Raw genomic sequence first — 15811 nt, forward strand, 5'->3', positions numbered from 1 at the left:
ATAGTCAACAAGGTGATAATACGTTCACTTTGTATTAACGCCATTAGAACAGCTGTACCGACATTGTGGTATTCTGATGATATCCCTCGTGGAATTGAGGGATTAACGCAAATTTTTCTCCTTTGCGGTCAATTCTCAACCGCGAAGTTAAAACTACATATGTAAGCAATGTCGAAACAAGGAGTGACCCATGCAGGTCAGCAGAAGGCAGTTCTTTAAGATCTGCGCTGGCGGTATGGCAGGCACCACGGCAGCGGCACTGGGCTTTGCGCCCGGCGTAGCGCTGGCGGAAACGCGGCAGTATAAACTGCTGCGCACCCGTGAAACCCGTAATACCTGTACGTACTGCTCTGTCGGTTGCGGGCTGTTGATGTATAGCCTCGGCGACGGTGCTAAAAACGCCAAAGCGTCTATTTTCCATATCGAAGGCGACCCGGATCATCCGGTCAACCGCGGCGCATTGTGCCCGAAAGGGGCCGGTCTGGTGGACTTTATCCACTCCGAAAGCCGCCTCAAGTTCCCTGAATATCGCGCGCCTGGCTCCGATAAATGGCAGCAAATCAGCTGGGAAGAGGCGTTTGACCGCATCGCAAAACACATTAAAGAAGACCGCGATGCCAACTTTGTTGAGAAGAACGCCGACGGCGTCACGGTCAACCGCTGGCTCTCCACCGGGATGCTGTGTGCCTCTGCTTCCAGCAACGAAACCGGTTATTTAACCCAGAAATTTACGCGCGCACTCGGTATGCTCGCGGTCGACAACCAAGCGCGTGTCTGACACGGACCAACGGTAGCAAGTCTTGCTCCAACATTTGGTCGCGGTGCGATGACCAACCACTGGGTCGACATCAAGAACGCCAACCTCATTGTGGTGATGGGCGGTAACGCCGCTGAAGCGCACCCTGTCGGGTTCCGCTGGGCGATGGAAGCCAAAATCCACAACGGTGCGAAACTGATTGTGATCGATCCCCGCTTTACGCGTACTGCGTCAGTGGCGGATTTCTACACCCCAATTCGTTCAGGTACTGACATCACTTTCCTGTCAGGCGTATTGCTGTACCTGATGACCAACGAAAAATATAACCGCGAATACACCGAAGCCTATACCAACGCCAGCCTGATCGTGCGTGAGGATTACCACTTCGAAGATGGCCTGTTCAGCGGTTACGACGCCGAAAAACGCAAATACGACAAAACCAGCTGGAACTACGAGCTGGATGAGAAAGGCTTTGCGAAGCGCGATACCACCCTGCAACACCCGCGCTGCGTGTGGAACCTGCTGAAAGAGCACGTTTCCCGCTATACGCCGGAGGTGGTTGAGAATATCTGCGGTACGCCGAAGGCAGACTTCCTTAAGGTGTGCGAGCTGATCGCCGAAACCAGCGCGAAAGATAAAACCGCGTCGTTCCTGTACGCCCTCGGCTGGACGCAGCACTCCATCGGCGCGCAGAACATCCGTACCATGGCAATGGTTCAGCTCCTGCTAGGCAACATGGGAATGGCAGGCGGCGGCGTCAACGCCCTGCGCGGTCACTCCAACATTCAGGGTCTGACCGACCTCGGCCTGCTGTCTCAAAGCCTGCCGGGTTACATGAACCTGCCAAGCGAGAAACAGACCGATCTGCAAACCTACCTGACTGCCAGCACGCCTAAACCGCTGCTCGAAGGCCAGGTAAACTACTGGGGCAACTATCCGAAGTTCTTCGTCTCGATGATGAAAGCCTTCTTCGGCGATAAAGCGACGGCTGAAAACAGCTGGGGCTTTGACTGGCTGCCGAAGTGGGACAAGGGTTACGACGTTCTGCAGTATTTCGAGATGATGCATCAGGGCAAAGTGAACGGCTATCTGTGCCAGGGCTTTAACCCGGTTGCCTCGTTCCCGAACAAGAACAAGGTTGTTGAGTCTCTGTCGAAACTGAAGTTCCTGGTGACGATTGACCCGCTCAATACCGAGACCTCAACCTTCTGGCAGAACCACGGTGAATCGAACGACGTCGATCCGTCGAAGATCCAGACCGAAGTGTTCCGTCTGCCGTCGACCTGCTTCGCGGAAGAGAACGGTTCTATCGTCAACTCCGGACGCTGGCTGCAGTGGCACTGGAAAGGCGCGGACGCCCCGGGCATCGCCATGAACGACGGCGAGATCCTGGCCGGCATCTTCTTACGCCTGCGTAAGATGTATGCGGAAGAAGGCGGCGCGAACCCGGAACCGGTGCTGAACATGACCTGGAACTACTCGACGCCGGAAAACCCTGCGCCGGAAGAAGTGGCGATGGAGAGCAACGGTAAGGCGCTGGCGGACGTTATCGACCCGGCCACCGGTACCGTGCTGGCGAAGAAAGGCGATCAGCTCAGCACCTTCGCACACCTGCGCGATGACGGTACCACGTCAAGCGGCTGCTGGATCTTCGCCGGTAGCTGGACGCCGAAGGGCAACCAGATGGCCAACCGCGATAACGCCGACCCGTCAGGCCTGGGCAATACGCTGGGCTGGGCATGGGCGTGGCCGCTCAACCGCCGTATCCTCTATAACCGCGCATCCGCTGACCCGCAGGGCAACCCGTGGGATCCGAAGCGTCAGCTTCTGAAGTGGGACGGCGCGAAATGGGGCGGCGTGGATATTCCGGACTACAGCACTGCCGCACCGGGCAGCGACGTTGGGCCGTTTATCATGCAGCCTGAAGGGATGGGGCGTCTGTTTGCTATCGATAAGATGGCGGAAGGTCCGTTCCCGGAACACTACGAGCCGTTTGAGACGCCGCTGGGTACCAACCCGCTGCACCCGAACGTGGTCTCTAACCCGGCAGCCCGTATCTTTAAGGGCGATTTCGAAGCGCTGGGTAAAAAGGACAAGTTCCCGTACGTGGGTACCACCTACCGTCTGACCGAGCACTTCCACTACTGGACCAAGCACGCGCTGCTTAACGCCATCGCGCAGCCGGAACAGTTCGTGGAGATCGGCGAGAAGCTGGCGGGCAAGCTCGGCATTGCCCATGGCGATACCGTGAAGGTCTCCTCTAATCGCGGCTATATCAAGGCCAAGGCGGTGGTGACCAAGCGTATTCGCACGCTGAACGTTCACGGTCAGCAGGTGGATACCATCGGTATTCCGATCCACTGGGGCTATGAGGGCGTGGCGAAGAAAGGGTTCATTGCGAATACCCTGACGCCGTTCGTCGGCGATGCGAACACGCAGACGCCGGAGTTTAAGGCCTTCCTCGTGAACGTGGAAAAGGTGTAACGGAGACGACTTATGGCTTATCAATCTCAAGACATTATCCGTCGTTCCGCGACAAACAGTTTCACGCCCGCGCCTCAGGCGCGGGACCACCAGCAGGAAGTGGCGAAGCTTATCGACGTGACCACCTGTATCGGCTGTAAAGCCTGTCAGGTGGCGTGTTCTGAGTGGAACGACCTGCGTGACGAAGTGGGTCACAACGTCGGGGTGTACGACAACCCGGCGGACCTGACCGCCAAGTCCTGGACGGTGATGCGTTTCTCGGAAGTTGAGCAGAACGACAAACTGGAATGGCTTATCCGCAAAGACGGCTGTATGCACTGTGCGGATCCGGGCTGCCTGAAGGCATGTCCGTCAGAAGGGGCTATCATTCAGTATGCCAACGGCATCGTCGACTTCCAGTCCGAACAGTGCATCGGCTGCGGCTACTGCATCGCGGGCTGCCCGTTCGACGTACCGCGCCTGAACCCGGAAGACAACCGCGTCTACAAATGCACGCTGTGCGTTGACCGCGTCACCGTCGGCCAGGAGCCAGCGTGCGTGAAGACCTGCCCAACCGGCGCAATCCACTTTGGCTCCAAAGAGGATATGAAAACGCTGGCGGCAGAGCGCGTGGGCGAGCTGAAAACCCGTGGTTACGACAACGCGGGCCTGTACGATCCGGCAGGAGTTGGCGGTACGCACGTGATGTACGTGTTGCACCACGCCGACAAGCCGAACCTGTATCACGGCCTGCCGGAGAACCCGGAAATTAGCGCCACCGTGAAGTTCTGGAAAGGCATCTGGAAACCGCTGGCAGCGGTCGGTTTTGCTGCCACCTTCGCAGCGAGCATCTTCCACTACGTCGGCGTTGGTCCGAACCGCGCGGAAGAGGAAGACGACAACCTGCATGAAGAGAAAGACGAGGTGCGCAAATGAGAAAACGTGACACCATCGTGCGCTACACCGCGCCGGAACGCATCAACCACTGGGTCACCGCCTTCTGCTTCATGCTGGCGGCGATAAGCGGGCTGGGGTTCTTCTTCCCGTCCTTCAACTGGCTGATGCAGATCATGGGGACACCACAGCTGGCGCGTATTCTGCACCCGTTTGTGGGCGTCATCATGTTCGCGTCGTTTATCATCATGTTTTTCCGCTACTGGCACCATAACCTAATCAATCGGGATGATATCTTTTGGGCGAAGAATATTCGTAAGATCGTCGTCAACGAGGAAGTGGGTGATACCGGGCGTTATAACTTCGGCCAGAAATGCGTATTCTGGGCGGCGATTATCTTCCTGGTCCTGTTGCTGGTGAGCGGCGTGATCATCTGGCGTCCGTACTTTGCGCCTGCTTTCTCAATCCCGGTGATCCGATTTGCGCTGATGCTGCATTCATTTGCCGCAGTGGCGTTAATTGTGGTTATCATGGTGCATATCTACGCCGCCCTTTGGGTGAAAGGCACCATTACCGCGATGGTGGAAGGATGGGTAACCAGTACGTGGGCGAAGAAACATCACCCGCGCTGGTACCGTGAAGTCCGCCAGAAACAGGAAAAGTCATCTGAATGAGTATTCGCATAATCCCGCAAGATGAGCTGGGGTCGAGCGAAAAACGCACGGCGGATTATATTCCGCCGTTGTTATTCCCCAGACTCAAGAACCTCTACAACCGCCGCGCAGAGCGTCTGCGCGAGCTGGCAGAGAACAACCCGCTGGGTGATTTTCTGCGCTTTGCCGCGCTGGTTGCCCACGCGCAGGAAGTGGTGCTGTACGACCACCCGCTGCAAATGGATCTAACCGCGCGCATCAAAGAAGCCAACGCGCAGGGCAAGCCGCCGCTGGACATTCACGTCCTGCCGCGCGACAAGCACTGGCAAAAGCTGCTGCATTCGCTGATTGCCGAGCTGAAGCCGGAGATGAGCGGCACCGCGCTGGCGGTCATTGAGAATCTGGAAAAAGCCTCTGACCTGGAGCTGGAAGAGATGGCGAGCGCGCTGTTTGCCTCCGACTTCGCTCTGGTGAGCAGCGATAAAGCGCCATTTATCTGGGCTGCGCTGTCGCTCTACTGGGCGCAAATGGCAAGCCTGATCCCCGGTAAAGCCCGCGCCGAATACGGCGAGGCTCGCCAGTTCTGCCCGGTCTGCGGCTCCATGCCGGTATCGAGCATGGTGCAAATCGGCACCACTCAGGGGCTGCGCTACCTGCACTGCAACCTGTGCGAAACCGAGTGGCACGTGGTGCGCATCAAGTGCAGCAACTGCGAGCAGACCCGCGATCTGAACTACTGGTCGCTGGAAAATGAAGAAGCGGCGGTGAAAGCCGAAAGCTGCGGCGACTGCGGCACTTACCTGAAGATTCTGTATCAGGAAAAAGACCCGAAAGTAGAAGCGGTGGCCGACGATCTCGCCTCGCTGATTCTGGATGCGAAGATGGAGCAGGAGGGCTTTGCCCGCAGCTCGATTAACCCGTTCCTGTTCCCGGGTGAAGGGGAGTAATTCCCTCTGACAGTGCCGGGCGGCGTAAGCTTGCCCGGCCTACAGTTGGTAAGGTGAAACGACTCCAGTAATGCCCGAAAAGTCTTTCGTGTTTCGAGAAATCAACGGACAATTTCTGCTCTGAGCTGTGGCCAGAATGATAGCATCAGGCAGTTTCATTCCATGCTTCTCGCGCAGAATTACGCTTCTTTCAGCGATATCTCGGGTGATATCAATAATCTCAAATACGCCCATCACTGTCGCAGTTTTCGCTTCGTGACCATGTTTGCGGGCCCCCCCCATGACTTCCATCCATGTGATCAGACTAATGGCTCGATGCGAAGCTGTGCGATCAATTGCATCCGCAGCCTCAACGCGATTATTAAAAAGATCGATGAGTATATTGGTATCGAACACCGCCATGCGCTCCATGATTACCACTCCTCACGCAGCTTGCGTTCATACTCAAGCCCATCTTCCTGCTGGTTTCCCCACAAACCAAGCGCATCGCGGATAACCGATGAACTCTGCTGGTCGAGATATTGCTCAATGGCTTCCCGAAGCAATTCGGCACGAGGCCGGTTACGCAGCTGCTTCAGATTATCCAGTCGTTGAATTACGTCATCAGACAAATCGATCAGAATTCTGCCCATATCAAGATCCGCGGAAAGACTCATATATCACCTTAGTATATCACTATTGTCTATTTTCAAGGCAACATACGCTTTCATTTTGAAGGGTTAAAGCCCGTAGCTATAGTTTTCCTGCTATTTGCGAAGCGCTTTCCAGATTTTTAGTCCCGACAATTTTCTTATTTTCTTTTGAATCAAACCAGGTTATAAAACTGTATATCCATACAGTTAAAGGGAATTTTCATGGCACTGGAACAGGGTATTGCGCAGCTGGTTCAGGGATTTATCACTGCAGGCCGGCCTTCGTCACGTCGACAGACCATTGAGGTACGACGAGCAGGGTACATTGCCAGCACGGGTCTTGCCGGGAAGACAGAAACGCGCGTTCAGGTGGAGACGCTAGTGCTTGAGGGCCTTACCATTCGGGTATTTTCACCTCTTAATGCCCCAGAAATATTGCCTGCTGCCATCTACTATCACGGCGGATGCTTTATCAGCGGCGGCTTTAATACCCATGACAACCAACTCCGTCAGTTAGCCTGCTACGGCAATTGCCGGGTGATCGCGGTTCAGTACAGGTTGGCGCCGGAGCATACCTTCCCCGCCGCACATGACGATGCTGAAAGAGGTGCAGATCTGGTCTGGAAGTATGCGGACAAATTAGGCGTGGATAAGAACCGGCTCACCCTCTGTGGAGACAGCGCAGGAGGGCATCTGGCGCTGGTAACGGCGCTGAGGCTTAAGGTTAAAGGGCTGTGGCAACCCGCACAGCTCATTCTTATCTATCCTATGCTCGACGCCACCGCCAGTTTTGAAAGCTATGCCCTCAATGGCACGGATTATATTATCACCCGCGATACCCTGCTCAGCGGGTATGAAATGTATCTCGCAGAGACTGACCGCCAGCATCCGGAAGCCAGCCCGCTGTGGCGCGATGATTTTTACGGGCTTCCGCCAGTGCATATCATTACCGCAGAGTACGATCCCCTGTGCGATGAGGGAGAAATGTTGTATCAGCATCTGACTGAGCAGGGTGTGAAGTGTACCGCTCAGCGCTGGCTGGGCGTCATCCATGGCTTCTTTCAGCTTGGCGGCGTCAGCCAGTCAGCGCGAGACGTTATGCGGGATATCGCCGGGCGGATTAGCCACGCCCGAGGAGAGTGAACAGAAGATTACTCCTCCTCGTTCCCACCCTCTTCATACGCGCCGAAGGGCTTCGCTGGAAGAACAATGTAGGTGCCTTCAAACACCGCACCCGGTGTTTTATCGCCAAACAGTTCAACCTGCATTTGTACGCGGGCTTTGCGGCCGCGCGCCAGGCGGTCCAGATCGCCGCCCAGTGACCCCAGATCGGCCACGGCGCTCGGCTTGCCGCTTATCGGTGCGCTATAGCGGATGTGAGCATCAGCAAGAATAATGGTGCCGCCCAGATGGCGCTCGCGAAGCATCAGCCAGATGAGCCCCCAGCCGGTGAGCGTCGCGAGGGAAAACAGACTTCCGGCAAACAGAGTGTGGTGCGGGTTTTGATTGCCGGTTTCCGGCATGGTGGTAATAAATTTTTGTCCGGTGTACTGCTGAATGCGCACGCCCATTTTTTCGCTGAGCGGAATGTGCTGATACCAGGCCTGCTGCAGCTGTCCACACCAGTCGGCGCGATGAAGAATATCATCCAGCGTGGCGATGGGTTTGATCATCAAAAAATGACGAATCGGCGTGGTTTGTGGGGTCGTGATTTCCCCCTGATTCACAAAGCCGAGCTTGGCGAAAAAATCTACGGCATCTTCTCGGGCACTACAGGTAACGCGCTTAACGCCTTCCTGACGGGCGACGGACTCAAGGGTCATCGCCATTAGCGTTCCCAGACCTTTGTCCTGAACGGAGGGATGAACCGCCATAAAGCGAATCGACGCTTCGTTATCGGCGTTGATATACAAGCGCCCGACGGCGACGAGGTTACCCTCTTCGTCCATCACCATCTGATGGTGGGCCATCGCATCCCAGGCGTCGCGTTCAGATCCTTTTGGCTGATGCAGTGGCTTGCGCAGCATTTCCCAGCGGAACTGGTAATAAGCGTCTAACTCTTCTTCCGTTTGCGGTACTCGAAGGTGATACATAGCTGTACTCTCTCTTGTTACCCGCGGCCACGCCGCCAGTTGGCTCATACCTGGAGCCAGAATGTGACGGGGCCATCGTTCACCAGCGAAACCTGCATATCTGCAGCGAATCGTCCGGTTTGCGTATTCATTTCCTGCTGGCGACAACGCTCAACAAAGTACTCGTAAAGTGCTTCTGCACGATCCGGCGCGGCACCTTTGGAGAAGCTCGGGCGCATGCCGCGCTCGGTATCCGCAGCCAGCGTAAACTGGGAAACCACCAGCACGCTGCCGCCCGCCTGCTGGACGTTCAGGTTCATCTTGCCTTCCGCATCGCTGAAAATACGGTAGCCCAGCACGCGCTCACACAAGCGGTTGGCTTTTTGTTCGTCGTCATCCTTTTCGACACCTAACAACACCAAAAGTCCTTGGCCAATTTCACCCGTCACCTCTCCCTCCACGGTGACGCTGGCACGGGTTACGCGCTGTATCAATGCAATCATGGTTGGTCTGCTTCTAATTGTTTTTCAGCTTCTGCTGCTTTTTTAAGTTCGCGGTACACACCGAGAGTGACAGTTATTTCGGCACCAAGCAAGACGATACACCAGGTCCAGTAGACCCATACAAACAAAATGGGGATCACCGCCAGCACGCCGTAAATCAGCTGATAGGACGGAAACATGGTGATGTAGAGGGCAAACCCTTTTTTACCGAGCTCAAAAAGCAACGCCGCCACCAGCGCTCCCACAACCGCATCGCGGTTAGGTACGCGCGTGGTCGGCACGACGCTATAGAGCAGCCAGAACGAGAGCCACGACAGGATCAGCGGGAAGATGCGAAGCGCATTATCAATTACGCCGTTTAAATCACTCGCCCAGCGCAAGGAGAGAAGATACGAACTGATCGCCAGGCTCGCCCCGGCCAGCAGCGGCCCCAGCGTAAGAATCATCCAGTACACGGCAAAGGAATAGACCTTTGGCCGCGCTTTTTTACTCCGCCAGATTGTATTCAGCGCATTATCAATGGCGTACATCAACAGCAGCGCGGTAACGATAAGACCGCACGCCCCCACTGCCGTCATCTTGCTGGAATTGGCAACAAACTGCTCAATGTAGTTCTGAATGACATCCCCGGTTGCAGGAATGAAATTCGCGAAGACAAAATGACGAAGCTGCAGGCTGACGTCCGCAAACATCGGAAAGGCGGAAAACAGGGCAAAGATGACCGCCACCAGAGGCACTAATGAAAGCAACGACACGTAGGCGAGGTTACCCGCCAGCGTGGTCATGTTGTCCTCGTCAATACGGTGCCAGAGCAGTTTCAGCCAGGCCCTGAGGGGGCGAGTATGATGCGTGGCTTTTTGATGAACGGTTTTTAGCATAGCTGCTTCGCAAAGTAGTTTGGTATCGTCTCTTTTCCGGTCACCAGAATTGACGTTATACCCAACTGGTTAGCTCCCTCTATATTATCGGCGTTGTCGTCAAAAAAGACCGCATCGGCCGCGGTGAATCCTTCCGACTGGAGAACAGCCTGATAAATGCGTGCTTCAGGTTTACGCATGCCCATCTCCTGCGAGAGATAGATCTTATCGGCCGCCGCCTTAACTTCAGGGTATTCCTCAGGCCAGAACGTCGTGTGCAGACGGTTGGTATTTGACAGCACAACGACCCGATGGCCCTGCTCGCGAAGCTTATGCATGATGTCGATCACTTCAGGCCGGATGGCGACAAATACCGCCTGCCAGCCGTGAGAAAACTGCTCGTAGCTTAAGGGTAGATCCATCTCCTGGCAGAAACGTTCAGCGAATTCTTCATCGTCGATCTCTCCGCGTTCATGCTGATGGAAGGTCTCGCCCATCGCGAAATTCTGCTTCAGTGTCGCCAGCGGAACGCGGCTAAAGTCGCTCCATGCACCCAGCACGCGATTAAAATCGATATCGACGATTACGTTTCCTAAATCAAAGATATAAAGCATGGTTATCTCCTGCTCGCCGTGGAGAGGTAACTGTAGCGGGAATAAAGAGATTTGACTATGCGTGCTGTCTAAGGTGTGGGATCGATTTCTACGGCGCGCTTTTACGACAGTAAAGTGAAGGGACGTTTGACGCGGCAAAAATCCAGGCCCCGCGATACTCATCGATCATCAGGCTCAGCTCTCTTCCCGGCGTGCGATAAAAACCCGGCAGCGTGGCGTTGATATCAGCCTCACCCGCATTATCGGCGAAGGTTTTAACAATACGATCGTTATTTAATACGCGCGCGTTCTGATGATAGCTGTAGTGAAAATAGATGGTCCGGTTAACTTCAGAAACCGTCTGACCAAATAATTTACCGTTAATGACGGTGGATCCCTCCCGATGCTGCATCCGCCAGGAGACCGTACCCACAAATCGGTTTTTACCAATCGTCCATTCCACATCCCCCGTACAGCGTATCGGCGAACTCGAGAAATGCGAATACGCTAACCAGCCGCTGGTGATAGCGGCCCCCAGAAACGCCGCCAGAAAAATAATACGGTTCCGGAATGTCTTCATTGCTCATGCGCCCAAAAATAATGCGTGGTACATAATGCTGCCGCATCCCGTCGCGCATCGTTATTACAGACAAACGCCGCGATTCGCTCCGTTTTACTATAGCCGATCAGAAAAACGTATCTTTTTTCGGCGCACAGACCGGGATGATTTTTTAACAGGCGCAAGTAATGATCCTGAACAGGTTCATTAGGTGCATAAAAAAGCTGGCAGGCGTGGTTCGTACTGCCCGTTGAAAGTGGCATGTAGTGGCTAAACGGCATGTTCTGGTAATGCTTATATAATATCCCCCCGTTGATAAGCGCGATCAGCAAAAGCACAGCGGTGGTTATTATCAACCAGACCGGCATCTGCATCGCGGTATCATCAGCTATTTCCGCCTCGTTATTAACCATCACGGGCTCAGCGGTTGGGGTAAATACTTCAACCTGGGTGGCTTCGGAAAGCGTAAGCCCGCGGCGAGAAATCGTTTTTACCGTATCGCGCGGCAACCCCACCTCAGCAAGCGCATTGCGTAATGTCAAAATGGCCTGGTAAAAGGTATTCGGTGTTGTGACGTCATTGCGCTCCCCCCATCCCACCACCATTAACTTATTTTGCGAAATTATTTTTCCAGGATGGGTGATGAGATAAAGAAAACAGAGATTGGCAGGAAGCTGCAATTGTATCGTTCGCCCGGTAATATGATTTACCAGGGTTTTGTTTTCTGGGTCATACTCGACCAACTTGTTAATGAGATACAATTTTCCTTTCCTCAGAAATAACAATACATAACTCTATACACCAAAAACATATACGTATATTTAACAACAGTATAGGTCAGATGGATTAGGACGCGATACCGCCCCATCTAAGATTAAAAACAACATATTATTTTTCAATTAGTTACAAGGCACTTTTCTTAGGTTTACCTCATCTAAAACGACATAATGAGATTTCATTACACTTCGCCAGCCCAAATAATTATATTGAGCCGCAACCAGAGAAAAGACTGACGTTGCGGCAGACTGAGGAAACGAATCTTTAGCTATTAGTGCTATTTCGTGTACCTCCTTCCTGGATTTTTTTTGCCGAATAATCTTAAAGGAGTGACAAATATTCCTGGAACTCTTCTGCCAGGTGATATTTTTTCGCTATGACGACGGACTGACTGAATAGATAAGCCCAGGAATTTATTTCCCTGATACTCTTTTTCATAAACAAGACAGGATAACTGGATATGTTTCAAGATTGACACATTTGAACGGCAATGAAATATTGACAATGAAAAAAGACAGGAGTGGACTGGATGATAACATCGTCGAAAACAGTTGCCCGCTGTATAAGCTGTGAATTGTCCTGTCAGTTATTTCCAGATAACGCAGTACGATCACAATATTGTGGTAATGCCTCGTTCGCAGTTTGGCCGGTTGGTAATCATTTCCTGCAGATTGCAGTTGTAAATAAAATATTACGCAGGAACAAGAATCACCTGTCACGAGGGTTTATTTTTGTAGACTTTTCGATGTACAACCTGCGCGTACTGGCCGATCCGCAATGGATTGAACGCCTGGCGATAACTAACATGAACATCGTTATAATCTCGGACCGTAAACTAGAGGCATTGGCGAATTACTTACTCACTCACCACAGTGAAATAAAGGGAGTTATTTATTCAGACGATAATGACGTTATATTGCAGGATAAAATCAACCACCTTTTCTCCGGAAGACGGGTAAATAGCAGACGTGGAAGTAAGTTGAATGCTGTCGAATTTACTTTGCTTAACAGGTTTTTATCAGGAGCATGCCTCCAGGAGATTATAAAAACAGACAGCATTGATGTTAAAAAAATTTATGTTCATAAAATACGACTTGAGAGGAAGTTAGGTACCAGCATTCATAAAATTCTCGTTTCTATTTTGTAATTTCAACCTCTTAGCATACCCACAATTAATCGCGTGGAGGATGTTCTACGCCTGAAAGAAAGGGGGCAGACATGCCATATTTAATGAAACACTCACCTGTCGCAGTTGCGATTTCACTGGCGTTATCGTCAGCGTTATTTACCGCCCATGCAGCGGTAATAGATTTTGCTAATTTACCCGCCTCCGGAGCAGTAACGGATTTGCCTGCAGAAATACAGGCGCTGATTCCTGCAACGGCAAACGCGAACTTTAGCAAAAATACCAGCGATCCTAACTATGTCTACCAGTACAGCCCGGGTAATATCCCGATCTACGGAGATGGGATCACCCTCGAAGGACCGGGGGCGGAAGCCTTTGAGCATTCAGTCACCGTTATTCAGAACTCCACGTCCGGCAGCCGGGGGGTAATATTTGGTGACGATCTGACTATTCGCACCCAGTCAAAAGTGGCTGCCAATAATGGTAAAGACGTCGACGGCATTCGTACCCATGGTATGAACACGCCGGACAACCCGGTGTTTATTATTACCGGAGACCGCACCCACATTTACGTTAATGGCCAAAGCGGTGACGGCATCAATGCCGGGTACAGCTCCTTCAGCCAGGGCTCTCTTGGCTCCGCCAATATTTATGTGGGTGACGATCTCTATATCGAAACCACCGGCAGTACCGGTCGCGGCATTAGCGCCTATGCATTGAATGATGCTTCAAAAGCCAAAAATAACATTATCGTCGGCGATCGTGCACATATTGTGACGCGTGGTACCTACGCAGAGGGGATTCGTACCAACCAGAGCGGCTCTTATGTTCGTCTGGGGAGTGAGGCCACCATCGAAACGTACGGCACATCGGCCTACGGCCTGTATGCGGGCTCTGCATCCAAAATTGAGCTGGGAAAAAACGCGACGATTACCACCGACGCGGCCAGCGCCTCCGGGTTGTATTCTACCGGCTCGTCAACCATCACCCTTGATGAAGGCGCGACCATCACCACCAACGGTGCCAGCGCGCATGGCGTCTATGCGTACACAGGCGCGGTGAATCTTGGTGATAACGTCACCATTGCGGTCAACAGCAGCGAGAAAACCAGCAGCTCCGCGCAAGCGCCGCACGGGATGTATGCCTGGTCACGCGGCGTGATAACGCTCGGGGGTGGCGCAACCATTACCACAGCAGGCCAGCGCGACAGCGGTAGCTACGCCCTGAACGCCAGCAACGGTGGCGTGATTGATGCCTCCGCGGGCGGAAAATTCACCCTCAACGGTGACATCCTCTCCGCCGGCGGCGTCGCGGCCACCAGCACTGCCGCAGCGCAAAACAGCGCGATCGCGCTCACACTGCAGGACGACTCTCTCTGGAACGGGGCGTCTTACATTGAGAGCAACGCCAACGGTACCGGGACTATCGCGCTTACGATGAATGATGCCGTGTGGAATATGCGCGACAGCTCCACGCTGACCAGCCTGACGCTGAATGCGGGCGGTACGATTAATTTCCAGCATGCTGAGGATGCGGCGTGGCAAACCCTGACCATCAGTGACGATTTTATCGGCAACGGCGGCAAGCTGGTTTTCAATACCGTGCTGTTTGACGACACATCGGAAACGGACAAACTGATCGTTCAAGGCAACACCTCCGGCCATACCGGGGTGGAAGTGAACAACATTGGCGGTACTGGCGCACAAACCATTGAAGGGATTGAAATCGTCAGCGTTGGCGGCAACTCTGACGGGACGTTTGAGAAGGCCAGCCGTATCGTGGCGGGGGGTTATGACTATAACGTTGTGCAAAAAGGTAAAAACTGGTTTCTGACCAGCCTGGTTGAGCCCGTTGACCCGCCGGTCGACCCGGTAGACCCACCTGTTGACCCTGTGGACCCGCCCATCGACCCGGTGATTCCGCCGCAGGAACCGGTCCCCCCTGCTGCACCACCGAAAAGCGAGCATCAGTATCGCCCTGAATTTGGTAGCTATCAGGCGAACAGCTATGCGGCAAATACGCTGTTTATGACCCGCCTGCACGACCGTCTGGGTGAAACGCAGTACACCGACCTGCTCACCGGCGAGCAAAAAGTGACGAGCCTGTGGATGCGTAACGTCGGTGGCCATACGCGTTTCAGAGACGGCAGCGGCCAGTTAAAAACGACCGCCAATCGCTACGTGCTGCAGCTGGGTGGTGATGTCGCCCAGTGGAGCACCGACGGCCTGGATCTCTGGCATCTTGGCCTGATGGCGGGCTACGGCAACAGCCAGAGCCGGAGTGCTTCCAGCCTGACCGGATACCACTCGCGTGGCGAAGTGAATGGCTATAGCGTCGGTCTGTACAGTACCTGGTACGCAAACGACGCGGATAAAAGTGGAACCTACGTTGATAGCTGGATGCTGTATAACCGGTTCGACAATAAGGTGATGGGGCAGGATCAGGCGACTGAGAATTATCGCTCCAGCGGCGTAACCGCCTCTGTAGAAGCTGGCTATAGCGTTAAGGTGGGCGAAAGCGGCCGCAACAGCTACTGGATCCAGCCGAAAGCGCAGGCCGTTTGGATGGACGTGCAGGCTGACGACCATCGCGAACGCAACGGCACGCGGGTGAAAGACGAGACTCAGGGGAATCTGATGACACGTCTCGGCGTGAAGGCCTATATCAGCGGACATAACGCGATTGACGACGGTAAATCCCGTACCTTCCAGCCGTTTATCGAGGCGAACTGGATCCACAATACCCAGACCACGCGCATCCGCATGGATGACGTCAGCAATGAAATGCGCGGTGCTCGCAATATCGGCGAGTTAAAGACGGGCGTAGAGGGGCAGATTACACCTCAGCTTAGCGTTTGGGGCAATGTGGCTCAGCAGATAGGCGACAAAGGCTACAGCGATACCCAGGGGATGCTGGGGGTGAAATACAGCTTCAAATAATAATAAAAAAGCCGCTGAGAGATCAGCGGCTTTTTAGTT

General features: G+C 53.7%; 15 protein-coding genes. 7 read left to right on the forward strand and 8 right to left on the reverse strand.

The features are described 5' to 3' along the window. Window positions 1-190: 190 nt before the first annotated feature. The 4 genes from fdnG to fdhE are packed head-to-tail and all read left to right on the forward strand — an operon-like array spanning window position 191 to window position 5714. Entirely contained in the window at window positions 191-3241 is a 3051-nt protein-coding gene (fdnG, locus tag HB664_RS03025) for a formate dehydrogenase-N subunit alpha (protein ID WP_094935278.1), read from the forward strand. Between the two features lie 12 nt (window positions 3242-3253). Further along, window positions 3254-4156, forward strand: a complete 903-nt coding sequence (fdxH, locus tag HB664_RS03030; protein WP_010436855.1) for a formate dehydrogenase subunit beta — start codon at window positions 3254-3256, stop codon at window positions 4154-4156. Then, a complete protein-coding gene (gene fdoI, locus HB664_RS03035; protein WP_008501832.1) occupies window positions 4153-4788 on the forward strand; it encodes a formate dehydrogenase cytochrome b556 subunit in 636 nt (211 codons plus the stop codon). Before fdxH ends, fdoI begins: the two co-directional genes overlap by 4 nt. Beyond that, the gene (gene fdhE, locus HB664_RS03040) at window positions 4785-5714 is read left to right on the forward strand and encodes a formate dehydrogenase accessory protein FdhE (protein WP_023309751.1); all 930 of its coding nucleotides are present in this window, start codon (window positions 4785-4787) and stop codon (window positions 5712-5714) included. The genes fdoI and fdhE overlap by 4 nt, the downstream gene beginning before the upstream one ends. A gap of 39 nt (window positions 5715-5753) precedes the next feature. Here fdhE and HB664_RS03045 read toward each other — a convergent pair whose 3' ends face one another. Together HB664_RS03045 and HB664_RS03050 are read right to left on the reverse strand one after the other, a co-directional pair. Further along, the gene (locus HB664_RS03045) at window positions 5754-6125 is read right to left on the reverse strand and encodes a type II toxin-antitoxin system VapC family toxin (protein ID WP_219940338.1); all 372 of its coding nucleotides are present in this window, start codon (window positions 6123-6125) and stop codon (window positions 5754-5756) included. 2 nt (window positions 6126-6127) lie between these two features. Next, window positions 6128-6370, reverse strand: coding sequence for a ribbon-helix-helix protein, CopG family (locus HB664_RS03050; protein ID WP_023309753.1), 243 nt, complete (start codon window positions 6368-6370; stop codon window positions 6128-6130). 198 nt (window positions 6371-6568) lie between these two features. Between HB664_RS03050 and HB664_RS03055 the strand changes: the two genes are divergently transcribed. Then, window positions 6569-7489: an alpha/beta hydrolase gene (locus tag HB664_RS03055; RefSeq protein WP_219940339.1), complete on the forward strand. Its 921-nt coding sequence runs from the start codon at window positions 6569-6571 to the stop codon at window positions 7487-7489. Between the two features lie 8 nt (window positions 7490-7497). Here HB664_RS03055 and fabY read toward each other — a convergent pair whose 3' ends face one another. From fabY to HB664_RS03085, 6 genes are all read right to left on the reverse strand, one after another. After that, window positions 7498-8439: a fatty acid biosynthesis protein FabY gene (gene fabY, locus HB664_RS03060; RefSeq protein ID WP_039264191.1), complete on the reverse strand. Its 942-nt coding sequence runs from the start codon at window positions 8437-8439 to the stop codon at window positions 7498-7500. A gap of 44 nt (window positions 8440-8483) precedes the next feature. Then, entirely contained in the window at window positions 8484-8921 is a 438-nt protein-coding gene (gene dtd / locus HB664_RS03065; protein WP_039264190.1) for a D-aminoacyl-tRNA deacylase, read from the reverse strand. Continuing rightward, complete coding sequence (locus HB664_RS03070; RefSeq protein WP_033146965.1) at window positions 8918-9799, reverse strand: virulence factor BrkB family protein; 882 nt, start codon at window positions 9797-9799, stop codon at window positions 8918-8920. Before HB664_RS03070 ends, dtd begins: the two co-directional genes overlap by 4 nt. Then, the gene (gene yihX / locus HB664_RS03075) at window positions 9793-10392 is read right to left on the reverse strand and encodes a glucose-1-phosphatase (protein WP_143347721.1); all 600 of its coding nucleotides are present in this window, start codon (window positions 10390-10392) and stop codon (window positions 9793-9795) included. The genes HB664_RS03070 and yihX overlap by 7 nt, the downstream gene beginning before the upstream one ends. Before the next feature lie 88 nt (window positions 10393-10480). Next, window positions 10481-10951: a hypothetical protein gene (locus tag HB664_RS03080; protein WP_069303437.1), complete on the reverse strand. Its 471-nt coding sequence runs from the start codon at window positions 10949-10951 to the stop codon at window positions 10481-10483. After that, the gene (locus tag HB664_RS03085; protein ID WP_219940340.1) at window positions 10948-11691 is read right to left on the reverse strand and encodes a transcriptional regulator; all 744 of its coding nucleotides are present in this window, start codon (window positions 11689-11691) and stop codon (window positions 10948-10950) included. Before HB664_RS03085 ends, HB664_RS03080 begins: the two co-directional genes overlap by 4 nt. A gap of 545 nt (window positions 11692-12236) precedes the next feature. Between HB664_RS03085 and HB664_RS03090 the strand changes: the two genes are divergently transcribed. Further along, window positions 12237-12854 (forward strand): transcriptional regulator, encoded by a 618-nt coding sequence (locus tag HB664_RS03090; protein ID WP_033146969.1) that lies wholly within the window; start codon window positions 12237-12239, stop codon window positions 12852-12854. Between the two features lie 71 nt (window positions 12855-12925). Beyond that, on the forward strand, window positions 12926-15772 hold the full coding sequence (locus HB664_RS03095; protein ID WP_219940341.1) for an autotransporter outer membrane beta-barrel domain-containing protein: 2847 nt from the start codon (window positions 12926-12928) through the stop codon (window positions 15770-15772). The last annotated feature ends 39 nt before the right edge of the window (window positions 15773-15811 follow it).

The organism is Enterobacter sp. DNB-S2, assembly GCF_019443845.1.
GTDB classification, from domain to species: domain Bacteria; phylum Pseudomonadota; class Gammaproteobacteria; order Enterobacterales; family Enterobacteriaceae; genus Enterobacter; species Enterobacter asburiae_B.